The 14,724-nt window shown below is 41.9% G+C and carries 13 protein-coding genes; 10 read left to right on the top strand and 3 right to left on the bottom strand.

Going from position 1 to position 14,724, the window contains the following annotated elements; genetic code table 11:
* Positions 1-130: 130 nt before the first annotated feature.
* On the bottom strand, positions 131-424 hold the full coding sequence (locus MKZ26_RS20885) for a hypothetical protein (protein WP_340767421.1): 294 nt from the start codon (positions 422-424) through the stop codon (positions 131-133).
* Positions 425-559: 135 nt separating this feature from the next.
* Positions 560-820, bottom strand: a complete 261-nt coding sequence (locus MKZ26_RS20890; RefSeq protein ID WP_340767422.1) for a helix-turn-helix transcriptional regulator — start codon at positions 818-820, stop codon at positions 560-562.
* A gap of 158 nt (positions 821-978) precedes the next feature.
* On the opposite strand from MKZ26_RS20890, the gene MKZ26_RS20895 reads away from it, so the two are divergent.
* The gene (locus MKZ26_RS20895) at positions 979-1,632 is read left to right on the top strand and encodes an XRE family transcriptional regulator (RefSeq protein WP_340767423.1); all 654 of its coding nucleotides are present in this window, start codon (positions 979-981) and stop codon (positions 1,630-1,632) included.
* Positions 1,633-2,255: 623 nt separating this feature from the next.
* Here the strand turns inward: MKZ26_RS20895 and MKZ26_RS20900 are convergent.
* Complete coding sequence (locus MKZ26_RS20900) at positions 2,256-3,947, bottom strand: Rqc2 family fibronectin-binding protein (RefSeq protein WP_340767424.1); 1,692 nt, start codon at positions 3,945-3,947, stop codon at positions 2,256-2,258.
* Positions 3,948-4,104: 157 nt separating this feature from the next.
* Between MKZ26_RS20900 and gmk the strand changes: the two genes are divergently transcribed.
* The 9 genes from gmk to pknB all read left to right on the top strand — a co-directional run bounded on the left by gmk (position 4,105) and on the right by pknB (position 14,703).
* On the top strand, positions 4,105-4,722 hold the full coding sequence (gene gmk / locus MKZ26_RS20905; protein ID WP_067211363.1) for a guanylate kinase: 618 nt from the start codon (positions 4,105-4,107) through the stop codon (positions 4,720-4,722).
* Positions 4,723-4,725: 3 nt separating this feature from the next.
* Complete coding sequence (gene rpoZ / locus MKZ26_RS20910; protein ID WP_067211360.1) at positions 4,726-4,950, top strand: DNA-directed RNA polymerase subunit omega; 225 nt, start codon at positions 4,726-4,728, stop codon at positions 4,948-4,950.
* A 318-nt stretch (positions 4,951-5,268) separates the two neighbouring features.
* Positions 5,269-6,486, top strand: coding sequence for a bifunctional phosphopantothenoylcysteine decarboxylase/phosphopantothenate--cysteine ligase CoaBC (coaBC, locus tag MKZ26_RS20915; RefSeq protein ID WP_340767425.1), 1,218 nt, complete (start codon positions 5,269-5,271; stop codon positions 6,484-6,486).
* Entirely contained in the window at positions 6,476-8,887 is a 2,412-nt protein-coding gene (gene priA, locus MKZ26_RS20920; protein WP_340767426.1) for a primosomal protein N', read from the top strand. The genes coaBC and priA overlap by 11 nt, the downstream gene beginning before the upstream one ends.
* Before the next feature lie 191 nt (positions 8,888-9,078).
* Positions 9,079-9,600 (top strand): peptide deformylase, encoded by a 522-nt coding sequence (def, locus tag MKZ26_RS20925; RefSeq protein WP_067211352.1) that lies wholly within the window; start codon positions 9,079-9,081, stop codon positions 9,598-9,600.
* Positions 9,597-10,538 carry a methionyl-tRNA formyltransferase gene (fmt, locus tag MKZ26_RS20930; protein WP_187045425.1) on the top strand — a complete coding sequence of 314 codons (942 nt, stop codon included), beginning with the start codon at positions 9,597-9,599 and terminating at the stop codon, positions 10,536-10,538. The genes def and fmt overlap by 4 nt, the downstream gene beginning before the upstream one ends.
* Complete coding sequence (gene rsmB, locus MKZ26_RS20935) at positions 10,535-11,899, top strand: 16S rRNA (cytosine(967)-C(5))-methyltransferase RsmB (RefSeq protein WP_340767427.1); 1,365 nt, start codon at positions 10,535-10,537, stop codon at positions 11,897-11,899. Before fmt ends, rsmB begins: the two co-directional genes overlap by 4 nt.
* Positions 11,900-11,932: 33 nt before the next feature.
* Complete coding sequence (locus tag MKZ26_RS20940) at positions 11,933-12,691, top strand: Stp1/IreP family PP2C-type Ser/Thr phosphatase (RefSeq protein ID WP_340767428.1); 759 nt, start codon at positions 11,933-11,935, stop codon at positions 12,689-12,691.
* Positions 12,688-14,703 (top strand): Stk1 family PASTA domain-containing Ser/Thr kinase, encoded by a 2,016-nt coding sequence (gene pknB / locus MKZ26_RS20945; protein ID WP_340767429.1) that lies wholly within the window; start codon positions 12,688-12,690, stop codon positions 14,701-14,703. The genes MKZ26_RS20940 and pknB overlap by 4 nt, the downstream gene beginning before the upstream one ends.
* Positions 14,704-14,724: the final 21 nt, after the last annotated feature.

Genomic DNA, 14,724 nt, shown 5'->3' on the forward strand with positions numbered 1-14,724 from the left:
CTATAAAAGATGCTATTCCGCGATGAATGTCACCATCGTGGAATAGCATCTTTTACATAGATCTATTACTTAAGACTTCATCTAGATTAATTAAAAGCATTGTTCTATATTGATAGCAAGTCCTGGCAATTCAAGACTTACTTATACGTATATTATTTGCGTTTACATCTTTCGCAAGTAGAACAATATTAATTAAGGATTCAGTACGTCGGTTGAATTCTCGTCTATGAATTTTCTTTTCTTTATGTAATTTTTCTAATACATAATAAATAGAGGAGACATTTTTCAGAATAGAATCTTCTAATTTATCTTCTTTTAATAACGTCTGGAAATCCTTTAAAGCAGTTTGAAACGACTTTGATTGGTCTGACGAAATTTTTGAAATGACTAACTCAATGTCAAGTGTAGAATCTAAATTGGTCATTTTATCAGAACAACACCTCTCTGAAATGTGTAACTATTTTGTATTCACAGAAAACTAATTATAAAGTAACTTCTTTTACAGTTATCTTTGAACACAGGACAATGGAATATGTTACAGTTGGTAATATAATTTACTTTACTTTCTATTCGTTCTTTCAGGATTACTTAAAGTTATATCTTTTCCGAAATAAATATACTTCGAGGGCATTTGAAATACTTCTTCTAGCTTCAACATATGATTAAAAGAGATGGCAGAAGAATCTTTTTCCCACTCTTCGTATGTAGTTAGGCTGACTCCAATTTTTTCGGCGAGTTCAGTAGAATTCATCCCATATTTCAATCGTAAAGAATGAAGTGTTTGGATGAGATAAAATGGCACTCCATTTTCAGATGTCACATAATTCACCCCTTATTCACATAATTATATATTACTAAAAGTGATATAACAAGAGAAGTTGCATGGGGATAGTTACCACATGCTTTTTTGTTGTATTAAATAAGAATACTTCCGAAATGATGTACAATCAGTATGAGAAGTAAATGGAGGTTCTATTCATGACCAATCTGGTACAAGGTTTATTTTCCAGACGTTTGAAGCGATTGAGGGAAAGAAATAAAATAACGATGGTGGAACTTGCCGAAGCGATTGGGATGAGCCAAGCAACGATCTCAGAATGGGAAAAGGGAAATAAATTTCCAAGGGCCGGGGCTTTACAACAATTGGCGCATTACTTTGATGTCCCAATGGAATACTTCTTTAAAGAAAACGCATTTCCTATAGCGGAGACGGTAAATATTCCATGTTTACCAAGCATTTCGGCAGGTGTTTTCTCGCTGACTGATGGTATCGAATGTGATGAAATTGAATTTATTAAACTACCTGTCAGTTTCTTAGGGAAGCACTCGAAAGAAGAAGATCTAATAGCATTTAAAGTAAATGGAGAAAGTATGAATTTGTTATTTCCTGATGGGTCTCCCATCGTTGCTTTACAAATTGGACGAGATAAATTGGAAAATGGTGATATAGCCGTTTACTGTTTTGGGAATGAATATGCCGTCAGGCGCTATAGAAGAATTGAACAGCAAAAAGTGATTGTATTAAGTCCAGAATCAACAAATAAAAACTTTCATGATTGTATTGTCCCGTTCAATGCGGAGAGTGGCTTAGAGATAGTTGCTAAAATAATTTGGTATGGTGTATCTGTTTAGTATATGTAGGTACAATTTTAAAAAAGAATACTAGAAAAGCACTGGAGACTAGAAGCTGTTTCAGTTTGAAAAACGTATATGTCCTTAATTTGAGTACAATAAAAAGTAGAGATAACTTTCTTAAAACAAAAAAATGCTATTCCACAATTATGATATCCATGTGGAATAGCATTTTATAGTAGAGGGTCATCTACCTGGATAAAAGCCGCCAAAGATACAATTTTGGCGGCTGAAACTTTCTTTAGGGTTTCTCTTTTTACTAGTAAGGAAGTGCCACTTTCTATAAGGTATCACATGATTACATGCATACTCTTTGCTAAAGGTAAGCAAGGAGCGCATTGTACAATGTGCGAGAGTGCCCGAAATTGCATCTTCGGGCACTTACAATCTCTATAGAAAGTCATCTATTCATTTCTTTCAAACTTAACCGCATTTTTCACTTGAACAATGTAGGGACGCGACAGGCTTATCGAAAAAAGTGTCGTTATTAGTTCGCCGAAATCGAACCGAAAATGATCCAGTGAAAAAGGGTTTTCCCAAGCCCTACTCACCTGTATTCTATGTGAATAAATGGTTAATCAACAGACGTCAGCTGGATTTTAAGCAAAAGACGCCGTTAGAAGTTATTTTCGTAGTTTCATAACAATATCCTCATCTGGTGTAACTAATATAGTCCTTTGTTCAAAATAAATAACAAAACCGGGCTTAGATCCGTTCGGCTTTTTCACATGCCTGACTTCGGTGTAGTCAACAGGTACTGCTGATGAGCCGCGTGCTTTGCTGAAATAAGCAGAAAGGATAGCCGCTTCACGAATTGTTTCTTCGTCTGGATCCGCCTCGTGTATGACAACGTGTGATCCAGGGATATCCTTCGTATGGAGCCAAGTTTGTTCCCGGGATGCAATTTTAAATGTTAAATAGTCATTTTGCTTATTGTTCTTGCCCACTGAAATTTTCACACCAGTAGATGATACATATGTTTCAGGTACTGGTTTTTTCGGTTTCAGTTTCTTTTTCGACTTGCGGGCCTTCAGAAAACCAAGTTCCGCCAACTCTTCACGTATTTCTGCGATGTCTATAGGGGATGCTTGTAACACTTGCTGTTTAATCATTTCAAAGTAGGCGATATCTTCTGCCGTTTTTTCAAGCTGTTCAGCAATCATAATAAGTGCTGTTTTCGCTTTGGAATACCTTGAATAAAACCGCTGCGCATTATCAATCGGTGATTTTCTAGGATCAAGCGGTATGGTTACAGTTGTCCCTTCCTCGTAATAGTTGGCGACAGTTGCTTCTGTTGCACCTTTTTCAATGGCATAACTATTGGCAGTAAGCAATTCTCCATAAAGTTGGAATGTATCTAGCTTTCCAGCGGCTTCTCTTTCTTTTACGAGTTTCTTCACCTTCAAATTCAGTTTAGCAACTTCATTGTCGAGCCAACGCTCTAAGTCCGCGGCTTGTGACTTCACACGTTCTCTTTCAGCACGAGCGAAATACACTTTATCCAGCAAATCACCAAGCGTCTCGTATTCCGCAATCGTCTTATCGGAATGTGTTAGCGCTGTCGCTGAAAATACGGTTTTTGTACCAATTTCCGAAATGTTTGGTGTGCTAGCTATTCCTTTGAATGACCCAAGGAGCGATGTGAAAACGATGAATTTATTCGCTTCTGGAGCATTTTTTAAGCGGTATAATAATTCCTCCGCATTAACTGGTGAAAAGCCTGAAAATCGTTGGACGACTTCACGGGCACTTTCTAACTCTGGTAGCAACCCGTTAAATTGTTCTTCAGTTACCGCAAATGGATTTGTTTTATCCTGCGGAGGAGCTGGTATGAAAGGTTGACCCGGTAATATTGTGCGGTAACTATTTACCGATGGCGGCAAGTGTTTCATACTATCTACGATAATGTCGCGGTCGGGATCTACAAGCAGCAAGTTACTGTGCCTGCCCATGATTTCGACATACAATCGTCTGTTAATATCATCACCAATTTCATTTTTCGCCTTCACGTCAATCGTGATAATCCTATCCGTCCCGAATTGGCCGATGGAAGTAATCGACCCACCTTCTAAGTGTTTACGAAGAACCATGCAAAACATAGGCGGTTCAGAAGGGTTTGTAATCGCTTCTTCTGTCAACTGAATACGTGAATACGCTGAGTGAATTGAAATAAGAAGTTTTTGATTTTTACCGTCTGCACGGATTAGAAATACGACTTCTTGTGCGTTCGGCTGATGGATTTTGGAGATACGTCCATTTTTCAAGACTTGTAGCTCCTGCACCATAGCCGTTGTGAATAAACCATCAAATGCCATTAGGATTCCTCTTTCAAATCGTTTTTCCCTATTTTAGCACTACAACAAGCATATATGGTATAATATGAACAGATTGTTTCGATCAATAACGATCGGAGCCGGCATGATTGTGCTGAAGCTCCACTGTAAAATTAGATTAGATAAGAAGAGGGATTGCATGTACAAACAACGTGGGCTTCTAATTGTTCTATCTGGACCTTCGGGTGTGGGCAAAGGGACGGTTCGAAAAGAGCTTTTTACACAACCTGATACGAATTATGAATACTCGATTTCAATGACGACGAGAAGTCCACGAGAAGGTGAAGTGGATGGCTCCGATTATTTTTTCAAATCGCGGGCTGAATTCGAACAGTTGGTTGAAGAAGATAGACTTCTTGAATATGCTGAATACGTAGGCAATTATTACGGTACTCCGCTTGATTATGTTAATGCAACGCTTGACGCTGGGAGAGACGTATTCCTCGAAATCGAGGTTGTCGGAGCGGCACAAGTGCGTGCCAAAGTTCCAGACGGATTATTCATTTTCCTTGCACCGCCAAGTTTATCTGAACTCGAAGACAGACTTGTAGGAAGAGGTACTGAAGAAGCGGATGTCATTGCAACACGTATTTTGAAAGCGCGTGAAGAACTTGAAATGATGAACTTGTACGATTACGTCGTAGAAAACGACGAAGTGACAAATGCTTGCGATCGCATCAATGCCATTGTCACTGCCGAACATTGCCGCAGAGAACGTGTAGAAAAAATCTATCTAGGTATGCTGAAAGGGGAATAATCAATGTTAACTCCATCAATCGATTCTCTAAAAGAAAAAATCGACTCGAAATACACACTTGTAACACTCGCTTCAAAACGTGCGCGTCAAATGCAAGAAGAGGGCAATAAGCTTCTTACTTCTTATGTCTCTAACAAGAATGTCGGTAAAGCACTTGAAGAAGTGGCAGCCGGTGTACTTTCTAAAAAGAAATCGGACGATTCAATCGTCTACGAAGACGAAGTTTAATAAGTCCAGCTATCTTTGTACTTAATAGACAGTGGGATTTTCGATTCGAAATGGTGTCTAGGCTTCAGTCGCCAGACGCTCGGGACATAAGTCAGCCCAGCTACGCGGCAAATTACGCCGCTTCGCCGGTCCGTCTTATGCCTGTCGCGGGCCTACAGGATGTAGGTCATGCAGCTGTTGCCACAGGACGTGGCGAACTTAGGCTGCGTTCATTTGTTCACGGCTCCTTACGCTTTTCATATCATAATAAATAAACGTGATACTCCCTTAGAAACGAGTTTTTCTTTGGGAGTTTGTCATTTTAGAAGGGATGAGATCATGTTGTTGAATAAAAAAATCCTCCTTTGTGTAACTGGCGGAATCGCGGTCTATAAAGCTGTTGCACTTGTAAGTAAGTTGTCTCAGGCAGGAGCGGACGTAAAGGTCATTATGACTGAATCGGCAAAGGAATTTGTCACACCACTTACATTTCAAGCGATGTCACGAAACGATGTTTTTTTCGATACGTTCGATGAAAAAAATTCCCGCGTGATTGCACATATTGATTTGGCAGATTGGGCTGATCTTGTCGTAGTTGCTCCAGCCACAGCAAATGTAATTGGTAAACTCGCGAATGGGATTGCTGACGATATGGTAACGACTACACTCTTAGCTACTCAGGCTGAGGTCTGGATTGCACCTGCAATGAATGTCCATATGTATGAGAATAAAGCAGTTATACGAAATATTACTACGCTGCACGAAGATGGCTATAAATTCATCGAGCCCTCTGAAGGCTTTTTGGCATGCGGTTATGTAGGAAAAGGTCGATTGGAAGAACCCGAAAAGATTGTAGAACTGATAACAGAACGGTTTACAACGTCCAAATATCTTCCGCTTTCAGGAAAGAAAGTTGTGATCACGGCAGGTCCGACACGTGAACGGATTGATCCGGTACGATATGTCTCGAATTTTTCAAGTGGCAAGATGGGCTATGCGATGGCAGAAGCAGCAGCCAAACTCGGCGCAGACACTGTCCTTATTTCGGGACCTGTTGGATTGGACAAGCCAGCGGGAGTAACTGTCATTGATATTGAAAGTGCGGCAGAGATGTTTGAAGCCGTCCGAACACAATTCGATGATGCGGCAATCGTTATCAAAGCCGCTGCTGTAGCGGATTATCGCCCGAGAGAGATTCAGCCCCAAAAGATGAAGAAACAAGTAGGGGACTCTGTTATTGAACTTGAACGAACAACTGATATCTTGAAAACAATCGGTTCTATGAAAACGAAACAAATCCTTGTTGGCTTTGCTGCTGAAACTGAAAATGCAGTGGGTTATGGCATAGGCAAACTAGAAAGTAAAAACCTTGATTATATTATCGTCAACGACGTGACTGATCCGGATGCTGGATTCGGGAAGGATACAAACGTTGTCACACTTCTTTCGAAAAACGGAACACATAAGCCATTCCGAGCAATGCCGAAAAAAGAACTCGCCATTCTATTGCTGGAAACAATTATTAAAGAAGAAAGTGATCAACTAAATGATCGCTGAAGTCATTGTAGATGTAGCGGCTTATCCAATCGACAGGCCGTTTGATTACCTCGTTCCAGAAGCATTGGAATCTGTGATTGAGCCTGGAACCAGAGTGAAAGTTCCGTTTGGACCCAGGAAAGTGCTTGGTTACGTAACAATGTTGAAGGACGAAAGTGAGCTTGCACTCGGCAAAATTAAACCGATTGATGAACTTATTGATTTGGATCCGGTCATTTCTAGTGAACTGCTCGAATTATCGCGCTGGCTCGCGGTTGAGACGTTGTCATATGAAATTGATGCCCTCCAAGTGATGTTACCTGCTGCGATGCGTGCAAAATATGAAAAGTTCATCATTGTCGAAGAACCGGAACGAATTGAAGACGCTGATTTTAAAGCTTTTCTTGCGGGCAGGAAACGGATTCAGTTGAAAGAAGTAGATTCAGCAGAATTGATGAAAATGTTAAAAAGGTATGTTTCAGAAGGGATTGTCACGGTCGATACGGCCGTAGGGCAGCAAACTGCTGTGAAAAAAGTGCGGATGATTCGAATGGCAGATGAGGTAACACTGCAATCATTGCTTGACTCTAGTCATTCCAATGCGAAAAAACAAGCTGAATTACTTCGCTGGATGTTGGAGCATGCAGGGAAAACGATCAGTGCAAAACAACTGATGGAACAGTCGGGAATTCAACCGGCTGTGCTGAAAACTGTCATTGAAAGAGGCGCAGCCTTCGAAGAACTTGCTGAAGTGTACCGTGAACCTGATGCGCCTCAATTGAAAGATACAGCGATACCCGAAATCTTGACAGACGAACAGCAAATTGCACTTGATCATATAGCAACATCCGAAGACAATCGAAAAGCAGAAACATTCCTACTTCATGGCGTTACAGGAAGTGGAAAAACAGAAGTGTATTTACGTGCCATTAAACGCGTTTTAGATAAAGGCAAAGAAGCAATCGTCCTTGTCCCAGAGATATCATTAACCCCGCAAATGACGTCGCGCTTCAAAGAGCGTTTTGGTTCGCTCGTTGCAGTTATGCACAGCGCCTTGTCTGCCGGTGAGAAATACGATGAATGGCGGAAGATAAAACGGGGGGAAGTAAAAGTCGTCATTGGTGCAAGGTCGGCGATATTTGCCCCGTTTGAAAATATTGGTATTATCATTCTCGATGAAGAGCATGAATCGACGTACAAGCAAGATGATACACCGCGCTATCATGCAAGGGACGTTGCGATTAAACGCGCGGAGTATTACAATTGTCCTGTTATTTTAGGAAGTGCAACGCCGTCACTGGAATCATATGCACGTGCATCAAAAGGTGTATATACCATGCTTACACTAACGAAACGACCAAAAGATCAGGCCCTGCCAACAGTAACAGTCGTTGATATGCGAGAGGAATTGAAAACCGGAAATCGTTCGATGTTTTCATTGCCGCTTGCGGAAGCGGTCCGTATTCGATTGGAAAAAAGAGAGCAAATCGTACTGTTTCTGAATAAGCGTGGCTTTTCATCTTTTGTACTCTGCCGGGATTGCGGTACAGTCGTTGAATGCCCAAATTGTGATATTTCGTTGACCTATCATCGTGCACACGAACAGTTAAAATGCCATTATTGCGGTCATGAAGAACGAGTGCCGCTCGTATGTCCGGAATGTAAAAGTGAACATATCCGGTTTTTCGGAACAGGGACCCAAAAAGCGCAAGAAGAAATTGCGAAACTGTTTCCTACAGCACGTGTCCTTCGAATGGATGTCGATACAACGAGGCAAAAAGGTTCACACGAGCGGCTTCTTAGACAGTTCAGTGAAGGACAGGCGGATATCTTGCTCGGAACCCAAATGATTGCGAAAGGGCTAGATTTCCCGAATATTACACTTGTCGGTGTGCTTGCCGCAGATACAACACTCCATTTAGCTGATTTCCGTGCCGCTGAAAAAACCTTTCAACTGATGACGCAAGTAAGTGGACGAGCTGGACGTCACGAATTGCCTGGAGAGGTTTTCATCCAGACTTATTCCCCTGAACATTACGCAATCGAATTAGCGAAAGCACAGCATTATGAGCCTTTTTATACGATGGAAATGGCGGCCAGAAGACAATATGGCTATCCACCCTTCTATTTCGTCACGCTTGTTCAGTTTACGCACGAGGATTTATTGAAAGTAGCTGACTTTGCAGAAAAGGGAGCACGCTACTTAAAACAGAACTTATCTGCAGGAACAGTCGTCATCGGACCAACTGCTTCCGCTATCAGTCGAGTGAACAATAGATATCGCTACCAATGTTTGATAAAATACAAAAAAGAGCCGAAGTTGACAGAAACGCTGCAGCAGCTCATTAAGTATTACCGGACGGACTGGATTAAATCAGGACTGATAATGACCGTTGATGTAGAACCGGCGTCCATTTATTAAAAATAAAAGTGGATGCGCCTTGGATAAGGGGAAGGCAGTCTAAGGTCGCCGCGTCCTGCGGCAAAGACTGCATGACCTACATCCTGTAGGCCCGCGCTGGAGTCTAGACGTGAAATATCCATGTCAGCCCCCAATCCGCAGTACAAGGTTAAATTACATCTTAGATAACAAGACAGAAAAGAGGAATAGATTTGGCAATACGTGAAATTGTGAAGCATCCGGCTCCGGTTCTTCAACAACAATGTAAAGAAGTAGTGAAATTTGATAAGAAGCTTTCAAAACTGCTAGATGATATGTACGACACAATGGTGGCGGCGGATGGCATAGGAATCGCTGCACCACAAATTGGCGAAGCAGTGCGTGTCGCGATTGTCGATATGGGCGAAGGGCAAGACGTTATTGAGATGGTCAATCCTGTTGTAACAGCAACCGGAGGATCCGAAATAGAAGTAGAAGGTTGTCTAAGTTTTCCGGATTTATTCGGCGAAGTAGAAAGACCATTTTTCGTACGCATTGAAGCACAAGAACGCAATGGCGCACTTTATGAATTAGAAGCAGAAGATTATGAAGCACGTGCGATTCTTCATGAAATCGATCATTTAAATGGCGTATTATTTGATTCGAAAATCATTCGTGTTGTTGATCCGTCTGAATTAGAAGAAACAGAAGAAGCAGAGATAGTAGGGGAAAGCGGTGGAGGTGAGCTGAAATGACGAAGATTGTCTTTATGGGAACACCAGAGTTTTCGGTATCTGTCCTAACAATGCTCTTTGATGAAGGGCATACTATCGTGGCAGTTGTCACTCAGCCGGACAGACCAGTCGGGCGAAAGAGGGTCTTAACACCACCTCCAGTAAAAGTTGAAGCACTACGGCTTGGACTGCCGATTATTCAACCTGAAAAACTGAGAGGTTCTGCTGAACTTGAGGAAATTATTGCGCTTAAACCAGATTTAATCGTGACTGCAGCATTTGGCCAGATTTTACCGAAGGAACTGCTAGAAGTCCCTCGGCTCGGTTGCATTAATGTACACGCATCCTTACTACCTAAATATCGCGGTGGTGCGCCGATTCACCAGGCAATCATGGATGGCGAAACAGAAACGGGCGTCACAATCATGTATATGGTCGAAAAACTTGATGCAGGCGATATTATTTCACAAGTGATTGTGCCTATTTCTGATACGGATCACACAGGAAGTATGTTCACTGCATTATCTGTGGCAGGGACGGCACTACTGAAAGAGACATTGCCTTCTATTTTAAACGAAACAAATAAACAAACAGTTCAAGACGAATCACTCGTGACGTTCGCGCGTAACATCTCCCGTGAACAAGAACGGATTGACTGGTCTAAAGGTGGAAAGGCAATCTACGATAAAATCCGTGGACTTCATCCTTGGCCAGTTGCATACACCGCATTCCAAGGTGAAAACGTCAAGATTTGGTGGAGTGAGAAAATCCATACAACTGACAGTGCGTTACCAGGAACGATTATTGCAATCGATAGTGATCGTATTATTGTAAAAGCGGGCGATGACATCGCTGTTGCACTTACGGATCTTCAACCAGCCGGGAAAAAACGGATGCCGGCGGGTGAATTTATTCGCGGAACCGGCTCTAAATGGAGTAAGGGGGACCGTTTTGAATGAATATAAATACTAGACCGAAAAAGAAAATATGGAATGGCAACGTCCGAGACGCTGCTCTTTCAATATTGATGGAAATAAATGATCATCAAGCTTATAGCAATCTATTGCTGCATAGAACAATTGAAAAGTATGGTATTGAAACGAAAGATCGTGGCTTGTTAACGGAATTGACGTATGGCACACTTCAACACCGCATGACACTCGATTATTATCTTGAGCCGTTTGTCCGTGGTAAATTGGATGGCTGGGTTCGAGAGCTTCTTCGGTTATCGTTATATCAAATCGTTTATTTAACAAAAATTCCACCGCATGCTGTTGTTCACGAAGCAGTTGAAATTGCGAAAAGACGCGGTCATAAACGGATAGCACCAACTGTAAATGGTATTCTTCGCTCCGTGTTGCGTAAAGGTGTCCGCTCACTTGATGAAATGCAAGATGGTACGTTGAAAACTTCTATCGAAACGAGTCATCCGGAATGGTTGATTAAGCGTTGGAATGAACAATTTGGTGAAGAAGACGCGGCCATTATGGCACATGAAAATAATCATCCAGCAGCGATGACAATTCGCGTCAATACAGCAAAAACAACGCCAGACGAAGTCATTGCTTTACTCGAATCAGAAGGTGTTGAAGTAAGAAAAGGCGAAGTTGTACCGGAGTGCATCATTTCAGATAGTGGCAATCCTGCAAATACGCAAGCCTATAAAAAAGGACTTATCACTATTCAAGACGAAAGTTCAATGCTACCTGTTCTTGCACTTGATTTATCGCCAGGTATGAAAGTACTCGATATGTGTGCGGCACCTGGTGGGAAAACAACCCACATCGCTGAAAAAATGAACGATAAAGGTGAAGTTTTTGCACATGATTTACATGAACATAAACTGAAACTTATTGAAGCAAATGCGACTCGCCTTGGCTTAACGTCAATCAAAGCATTGAGTGGAGACAGCAGGAAATTGACTGAGCTATACGAGTTGTCCTCATTCGATCGTATTCTTGTCGACGCACCTTGTAGCGGACTTGGTGTCATCCGTAGAAAGCCTGAAATTAAGTACAATAAAACACAAGCTGATTTCGATGCGTTGACGTCGATTCAATCAGACCTTCTAGATACTGCTCGTGAATTGATTAAATCTGACGGGGTTATTGTCTATAGTACGTGTACAGTGGAGTATGCCGAAAACCAGGGAATGGTTGAACGATTCCTTAAGCGTCATACGGATATGGAGAAAATCCCTTTGCCACAACTAACTGGAAACGAGAAATTGGCGATTGAAGATAACACGCTTCAAGTACTTCCGCAACACTTTGGCAGCGATGGCTTTTTTGTTGCTGCTTTCCGAAAAAAAAGTAAGTGAGCTAAGAATTCGAGGCAAAAGGTGGGATGGACGTTGCAATTTGAAGTCTTGACGGATATCGGCAAGAAACGAACGGTTAACGAAGACAGTGCGGCTGTATACACACTTCCAAGGGGCGTAATGCTTGCCGTGATAGCGGACGGTATGGGTGGTCACCTTGGGGGGGATTACGCGAGTTCGACAGCAGTCAGAGTAATTGGCGAGCAATTCATGAAACTTGATAGTTCGACGTTTGAAGCAGAAGATAAGTTGGCGCAGTGGCTGCAGGAAGCGGTCATTCTCGCAAATGACATACTTTACAAACATGCAAACGAAAATGAAGCGTATAAGGGAATGGGAACGACGCTTGAAGTAGCTCTCATTCGTGGACGTTCTTGTCTTATTTCGCATACTGGTGATAGCCGTGTCTACGCAATCGATGGGAAAGGTGTGCGGCAAGTAACGCGAGACCATTCCTACGTAAATGCACTTCTTGACAGTGGGGAAATTACCTTGGAAGAGGCAGCAGTTCATCCACAACGAAACTGGATTATGAAAGCAGTTGGTTCTGAAAAAACGATTGTACCCGATCTTTATTCGCTTGAGTTAGAAGAGGGCATGTATATGCTTATTTGTACGGACGGTCTGAGCAATAAAGTCAGTCAACAATCGATGAGTGAAATAGTTCTATCAAACGCTACGTTGCATGAAAAGACGGAAGAACTTGTGGATTTAGCGAACAAGATGGGCGGGGAAGACAATATCTCCGTAATTCTAATCGACTCGACTGAAGTGGAGGCGACTAATCCATGATTGGATCAAGAATAGGTGGACGTTATGAAATTGTAAGGAATATTGGTGACGGCGGCATGTCAAAAGTATATCTAGCACATGACGTCATCCTGGACCGCGATGTTGCCATTAAGGTTCTTAATTATGATTTTGCGAATGAAGAGGCATTGAAAAGAAGGTTTAAACGAGAAGCACTTTCCGCAACGAGTCTGACGCACCCGCACATTGTTGATATATTCGATGTGGGCGAAGAGGGTGAGCTGCATTACCTGGTGATGGAATATATCGAAGGACAAACCTTGAAGAAGTTTATCCAAGATAATGGGGCCTTGACGCCTAAGCAAGCTTTGCCGATTATGCAACAGATTGTATCTGCAATTGCGAATGCTCATCATAATGGAATCGTCCATCGTGATGTTAAACCGCAGAACATTTTAATGGATTCGGATGAGAATGTGAAAATTACTGATTTTGGTATCGCAATGGCACTTAGTGCAACAGCTCATACAAAAACGAATTCAGTCATTGGGACGGTTCACTACTTGTCACCCGAACAAGCACGTGGCGGAATGGCGACAAAAAAGTCTGATATCTATTCATTAGGCATCGTACTTTACGAATTACTGTCAGGTGAATTGCCATTTACAGCGGATACTGCAGTTGCGATTGCATTGAAGCATTTACAAGAAGAGACGCCTTCAGTAAGAATGGTATTCCCTTCAATTCCACAAAGTTTAGAAAATGTTATTTTGAAGGCGACTATGAAAGATGCTACATATCGATATGATTCAGCAGATGAAATGTATGATGATTTGCTAACTGTACTGTCACCCGAACGGGCAAATGAGAAGAAATTCGCAATTGTGTTCGATGATGACCGCACGCGCGCGATACCAATCGTTAGTGAAACTACAAAATTTGATAGCGTTGAAGCGACTAAGAAGATCGAACCAGTAACAATTGAACAATCCCCGCCGCCAACACCACCGAAAAAACGCAAGAAATGGCCATTCATTGTTGGTGGAATTGCTGGCATTGCTATCCTGATATTTGTGTTGTCCCTTATTCCAGGTATATTTGGCCCTAAAAAGGCTGTTATTCCGACTGTGGCAGGAATGGAAGAAGCGCAGGCTAGGGATGTGCTCTCTGACGCAGGCTTTAATACGGTTGTAACTGAGGGACAGCAATCCGATGATGTTGATGAAGGGGAAGCCATTAAAACGATACCCGAGGCAGATAAGAAACGGGGTGTTGACTCCGAGATCACCTTGTATATTAGTACCGGTAAAGAAAAAAGCACTTTAGAAGATTATATTGGCGATGATGCCGATAAAGTTATGGCTTCTTTAGACGATACACTTTTTAAGTCGATTGATTCGATAGAAGAATTTTCTGATAAACCAGAGGGTACAATCATTGGACAAGAACCAGATGCAGGGGAAGTAATTCTCAGTGAAACCGATTTACTGTTTACTGTTAGTAAAGGCCAAGAAAAGCAAATTCTTGAAGATCTAAGAGGATATGACAAGGACCGGCTGGAAGATTATGAAGAGTCATCAGGTTTAACTATAAATACCGTGAGAGAAGATTATTCTTCAACAGTGCCTAAAGGTAGTGTCATTTCGCAAACACCAAATGGGAAAACGGAAATTGTAAAAGGTGGGAAAGTTGAAGTCGTCGTATCAAAAGGTCCAGAGAAAAAACCCGATAAGTTCGTTGTTAAAAAGGTGACAATTGAGTATGTACCTGAAGTGATTGAGCCTAGCCCTAGTCCTAGCGATGAAGATGGTGACGAAGGTGATGGAGAGGATGATGGAGACAACTCGGGAGTAGTGGAACAGCCTGCTCCAGTCCCACAACTTATTAAAATTTACATTCAAGACAAAAATAATAAGATAACGGATGTTTTTGATGAGTTTTCAATCACAGAAACGACGGAAAGATCAATTTCATTTAACTTGGAAGAAGGACAGACTGGGTCATATAAGGTTACGCGCGATTCAAAACCTATCATTGCAGAATTGGTCAATTAGAGTGACTCTAATTAGAAGGGG

The organism is Sporosarcina sp. FSL K6-6792 (assembly GCF_038004885.1).
GTDB classification, from domain to species: domain Bacteria; phylum Bacillota; class Bacilli; order Bacillales_A; family Planococcaceae; genus Sporosarcina; species Sporosarcina psychrophila.

Excerpts from the sequence above, each read along its gene's own strand:
- coaBC (WP_340767425.1), top strand. The coding sequence starts at position 5,269 with ATGTTGTTGAATAAAAAAATCCTCCTTTGTGTAACTGGCGGAATCGCG.
- gmk (WP_067211363.1), top strand. The coding sequence starts at position 4,105 with ATGTACAAACAACGTGGGCTTCTAATTGTTCTATCTGGACCTTCGGGT.
- fmt (WP_187045425.1), top strand. The coding sequence starts at position 9,597 with ATGACGAAGATTGTCTTTATGGGAACACCAGAGTTTTCGGTATCTGTC.
- priA (WP_340767426.1), top strand. The coding sequence starts at position 6,476 with ATGATCGCTGAAGTCATTGTAGATGTAGCGGCTTATCCAATCGACAGG.
- rpoZ (WP_067211360.1), top strand. The coding sequence starts at position 4,726 with ATGTTAACTCCATCAATCGATTCTCTAAAAGAAAAAATCGACTCGAAA.
- MKZ26_RS20885 (WP_340767421.1), bottom strand. The coding sequence starts at position 424 with ATGACCAATTTAGATTCTACACTTGACATTGAGTTAGTCATTTCAAAA.
- MKZ26_RS20895 (WP_340767423.1), top strand. The coding sequence starts at position 979 with ATGACCAATCTGGTACAAGGTTTATTTTCCAGACGTTTGAAGCGATTG.
- pknB (WP_340767429.1), top strand. The coding sequence starts at position 12,688 with ATGATTGGATCAAGAATAGGTGGACGTTATGAAATTGTAAGGAATATT.
- MKZ26_RS20900 (WP_340767424.1), bottom strand. The coding sequence starts at position 3,947 with ATGGCATTTGATGGTTTATTCACAACGGCTATGGTGCAGGAGCTACAA.
- rsmB (WP_340767427.1), top strand. The coding sequence starts at position 10,535 with ATGAATATAAATACTAGACCGAAAAAGAAAATATGGAATGGCAACGTC.